The 4518-nt window shown below is 42.9% G+C and carries 5 protein-coding genes; 1 reads left to right on the forward strand and 4 read right to left on the reverse strand.

From position 1 onward, the window contains the following. The 3 genes from ACJ751_RS09940 to ACJ751_RS09950 all read right to left on the reverse strand — a co-directional run. On the reverse strand, nucleotides 1-1396 hold a 1396-nt coding region (locus ACJ751_RS09940; protein ID WP_407745335.1), incomplete at its 3' end, for a sulfatase-like hydrolase/transferase. Between the two features lie 3 nt (nucleotides 1397-1399). Beyond that, entirely contained in the window at nucleotides 1400-2776 is a 1377-nt protein-coding gene (locus tag ACJ751_RS09945; protein WP_407745336.1) for a hypothetical protein, read from the reverse strand. Beyond that, nucleotides 2773-2931: a hypothetical protein gene (locus tag ACJ751_RS09950; protein WP_407745337.1), complete on the reverse strand. Its 159-nt coding sequence runs from the start codon at nucleotides 2929-2931 to the stop codon at nucleotides 2773-2775. Before ACJ751_RS09950 ends, ACJ751_RS09945 begins: the two co-directional genes overlap by 4 nt. Nucleotides 2932-3168: 237 nt before the next feature. On the opposite strand from ACJ751_RS09950, the gene ACJ751_RS09955 reads away from it, so the two are divergent. Continuing rightward, nucleotides 3169-4371: a hypothetical protein gene (locus ACJ751_RS09955; protein WP_407745338.1), complete on the forward strand. Its 1203-nt coding sequence runs from the start codon at nucleotides 3169-3171 to the stop codon at nucleotides 4369-4371. An 18-nt stretch (nucleotides 4372-4389) separates the two neighbouring features. Here ACJ751_RS09955 and ACJ751_RS09960 read toward each other — a convergent pair whose 3' ends face one another. Further along, nucleotides 4390-4509 carry a hypothetical protein gene (locus tag ACJ751_RS09960; protein WP_407745339.1) on the reverse strand — a complete coding sequence of 40 codons (120 nt, stop codon included), beginning with the start codon at nucleotides 4507-4509 and terminating at the stop codon, nucleotides 4390-4392. Nucleotides 4510-4518: the final 9 nt, after the last annotated feature.

Below are 4518 nucleotides of genomic sequence, written 5' to 3' on the forward strand. Positions count from 1 at the left end.
CTGAGATGCTGTCGTACAACCCTTTATAATCGTTATCCGGGTAATACACCGCGTTCAGGTTCTGAAAAAAGCGAGCAGGAAAAGCCTCCCTGGTGACCTCCCTGTGGCCATGGTCGCCCATAAGAATGATCACGGCCGAAGGGTTCTGTTGCTGAATAGCGGTTATCATTTCCCTGATGCGGCTATTGGCATAAGTTACATATTCCAGGTAAGCCGAAATGGGAAAGCTGGTGTTTTCCCGGGTAATGGTGACTATATCTTTCAGGTTGCCGTTTTTGTCGTAATAAAAGGGATTGTGTGGCATGTAAAAATGGGCGTACACGAAACGCGGCCGGGTGCTTTTGATAGCCGCGCTTGTTTTTACCAGTTCAATGAACCGCTGGTTATTATTATTCATGTTCATAATGTCACCAGCCCAAAACCATTTAAACGGGTACCACTTGGCCAGCTTCCACCCAATATCTCTGCGGATGTAAGCCAACATCGTTCGTTCAGTGATTAACCTGGTGTTCAGGGGCAGAAAGTCCTGTTCAACAAGGGAAGGGTGCCCGGCCAGGTTAAAAATGGAGTAGTTCACAATATCATAACCCGCTGCACTCAGTTTTTTTATCACTTCGTTATTACGGATCAGCGTTTCGCAGTTATTATAATCATTCAGGGTTACCTGCTTTGGATGCTCTATACCTTGTAAATACGACATATTCAGGATGGAGGCCATTGAGAAGGGCGTGAAATTATAATTGGACCGGCTGTGGGCCTGGATGCTGAATTTTCTTTGTAACAGAAAACTGTCGAGGTGGTTATGAAACTGGTACCATTGCGCCAGGGCCACGGTGCTGGCATACGCATCCATTAACAGAAAATAAATGTCGGGTTTATTACAGCTGTCGCACGGCTGATAGGTATTGTTCTTTGCAAATGAGTAAACTGATAACCCGGGATCATTAGGGCGAAAGTTTTTTGACACAAGACTACCAACATCAACAAGAATATAAAAGATTAACAGCAGGTTCAAAAACACTGTAAGCCGTTTAAAGGATTTATTGGTCTTTTTCAGGTATACAATAACAGCAATAACCAGTATGAAGAATACACTAAACAGTACGATGTATTTGCTGAAAAAAGGCGCAGCATGTGCTTTTAAAAAATCAAATAGGACGCCAAAGAAAAAATAGCTGGCCATTATCAAAAAGGCCGCCAGCGCTGCTTTGGGTATATTGCGAAGGAACAACCAGCATATTACTGCCACCACAAGGGAACCTGCCGTATAAACAAGGGCTAACAAGGCACCTTCGCCCGGGCTGATAAAACCATAATTTTCGAGGTAGCCGTGTAGTACAAAAAATACAGGGAGTAAGATCAGGTAAACAGCATACGACTGCAGTTTTGAAAACATAGGCTATTTTCTTTTCATTCTGTATAAGGTTCTGCTGGTACCCACTACAGCCTTCTTCTCAAGAGTATCAAAGTATTTTGAAAAATATTGCTCAAAATTGGCCTGATCGTAATCGACAAATGTATCGGGCCTGGTTGCCAGCATCTGCTTCACTTTTTCATCTTCTTTCGGCACAAATTCAATGATCAGTTCAGGCGCAATGTCGTTAAAGTAGTCGGCCAGTACGGGCATCGAGATATTCTTGCCAATAACCAGGTGGTGAACAAGGGCCAGCGCCGCTACCAAATCGGTTTTAATGCGATCGTGAAATGCAGCCCGTTCCTGGTTGTGAAACCCAATGGCGGGGGAGGGGTTGGCTATATCCAACATTAATGGCAATATATTCTGAATGTTTTTTTGCTTTACCTCCTGGTACAGCCTTGAAATACACCGGTTGTCTGAATCGGTGGCTATTACCTGCATATTGTGGCTGGCGAATAACCGCGAGAAATACCCATCATTAGCGCCAAGGTCCAGCACGCTGCGGGCATTGGTTTGCTGGCAAAACTCCCGGATGATCTTTTCTTTCTCCTGCAAATATTCCTTACTCAGAATGGTGTCTTCGTAGTAATTGCTCCAGGTTGTTTTATACGTTTTGTTTGCCGGGAAGTTGGTAATGATGTTGGTAAGATGGCTGATCACATCCAGCAGTTTCTTTTTACTGAATGTGGCGGCAGTGTGTTTGTTGTTGGCCCGTGGGCTGGTGGTAGCCGAGTGTTGCAGGTACACATGCAACCATACACCCAGGCTCAAACGGCTTTTTAACGGCAACAGCTTAGCCACAAAATCAACCGGAATGCCATCGATATAGGTGCTGAGTATTTTTTGAATATCTGTTTTCAGGTAATGTTCCAGGTATAAAGGGAACAGAAAACATTGACAGAACTGCCGGTACGCGATCCAGGGTTGTTTGGGATCGTAGGTATCGAACGAAAGCGTGTCAATAAATACCGGCTTTCCCTTGTGGAATTGAATATTGTAGGGCGTGGCATCTTTCAGGATCATGCCATGCTGTAAAGCTGTTTTTAGTACGGAAAGCGTGAGCAGGGCCGCATCCTGCAGCTGTTCAAAACACCATTCGTAGGGATAGCTGATAGGGGAAATGGGTTCGGGAAGCAGGGTAGTGTACCACTCCGACATACCCGTTTTATTGTCTGCCACTTCCTCATGGGCAATAAGTTGATTGCGGTCAACCAGCTGTTTGTACAAACCTGAGTCCAGCAGCTGACGGTATTGCGCGGCGTAAAATTGATTTACCTGCCGGTATATTTTCCCTTCCGATTCAAATACAAAACCCGAGGGGTCTTTAAATGAGGAAGGATGGCGTGTATAGGTTGTCATTTAGCGATATCCTCTCCCTCAGTATCTTCTTTTTTAGGCTTCCAGAAGAAAGCCTTTACCTTCCACCATATATTTTTAAAGTAGAACAATGCTCCTAATATAGCGGCAATAATTACCTGAATAAGGTAACTGCCACTGCCCGGATCTATATACATCAAAAAGATTTTGGCTAACACTTTTAAAATTTGGGAATAAAAGTAAAAAAGATATCAGAACGAAAAAAAATATTTAATTTTCTCGATCTAATAAAACGTTTTTTCAACCTGGATAGTATTTTTCCCAAAATGATCATAAAAATAACTGGTAGTAGGAAGGCCTGGAGAAAAGGGTTTATAAGCTTTTTACTGCTTTTTCTTTTGGTGGCAATGTCGAATTGGTTTGCAAGGAAAAAAATGGATTATTCGTATGCCGACCTTCCAGGCTATAATCAGCTGTACGAAACAAAGGAACAAACACGAATCACCTGCCTGACCGATAACAAAAACGGTTCAATTTCCATTGCTTTTGCTGGCAAAGCCCTTCGTAAGCAGAACGATTTCAGGGTTTACCAAAAAGATTCCTTATTGGCTACAGGGAAGGCGGAAAACTGTACGTTTCAACCACTCCTGGGCACCAGGGAATATAATATCAGGATCAATGAAGCTGCCGGGTATGTAACTTTTACATTAAACAATACGCCCGATTCCCTGTACCGCATTTTTGGTAACAGCAGTACCGTAACCTTCGAAATAACCGGTTCCAATGTACCTGTTGCACCCAATGATTTATACAGTATTACCGATTGGGCAATTAGTTATGATGATCAGCCTGAAACGGAGAAAAAAGCGGTCGATGACTATTTAAGGGACTCCATACATATCAGGCCAGCCGAAACTACCCCCGAACGCATTTTAAAAATATCGGATTTCATTTTGCAACGGGTTAAGGGTATGGATGGTGTTCCTTCAGATTCTATGTCGCAGTTATCGCCGGTAAATCAATTAAAATGTGCCCAGTCGGGCCGGTCAAAAATATGGTGCGGCATCTACACGAATATCTTCTGTTTTTTTGCAAACAGGGCGGGAGTGCCGGTCCGGCTCATCGATTGCGGTAATACAAGGGCTGGTATTTCAGCCGGCACGCATGTGTTTAGCGAGGTATATCTGAAAGAATATAACAGCTGGGCATATGTTGATCTGTTGGCAAAAACGGTGTTTGTTAAAAAAGGAGATCGGTATTTGAATGTTATAGACGTGCAGCGACTGTTAAAATATCCTATTAATGATCCTGATCTGACAACGTGTTATTTTAATGGAGATAGTATTGTTCAAACACCTTATAACCAGGTGGCCTCAACGGCCCTGGGGTATTTTCACCGCAACAATTCGTTTCGTTTCTATTTCAGTGATTTTTTAAAAATACAAAACCCAAAAAGCAGCTTCGAACGGTTTATTAAAATATTTTACCCAAAGCCTTATTATGCGGTGTATGGCGATAATACCGGGACCGGACGTTCACAATTTGTCTTTAGAATAATAAGTACTTTTTCAATGGTCTTCTTCCTTGGGTTTTGTATCTTTTTTGGCTTAAAATGGCTCAGGCAAAGAGCTGCCTGAGCGCATGGCAGCTTATTTTTACAGATAGCTTAAGTTTGTTTTGGGCGTCAGCGTCAATAATGTTTCGTACATTAAGCGAATGGTTTGCTCTATGTCGCTCTTATGCAGCATTTCAACCGTTGTGTGCATATAGCGCAATGGTATAGA

Source organism: Niastella sp., from assembly GCF_045805085.1.
GTDB lineage: Bacteria > Bacteroidota > Bacteroidia > Chitinophagales > Chitinophagaceae > Niastella.

Excerpts from the sequence above, each read along its gene's own strand:
- ACJ751_RS09945 (WP_407745336.1), bottom strand. The coding sequence starts at position 2,776 with ATGACAACCTATACACGCCATCCTTCCTCATTTAAAGACCCCTCGGGT.
- ACJ751_RS09950 (WP_407745337.1), bottom strand. The coding sequence starts at position 2,931 with ATGTATATAGATCCGGGCAGTGGCAGTTACCTTATTCAGGTAATTATT.
- ACJ751_RS09955 (WP_407745338.1), top strand. The coding sequence starts at position 3,169 with ATGGATTATTCGTATGCCGACCTTCCAGGCTATAATCAGCTGTACGAA.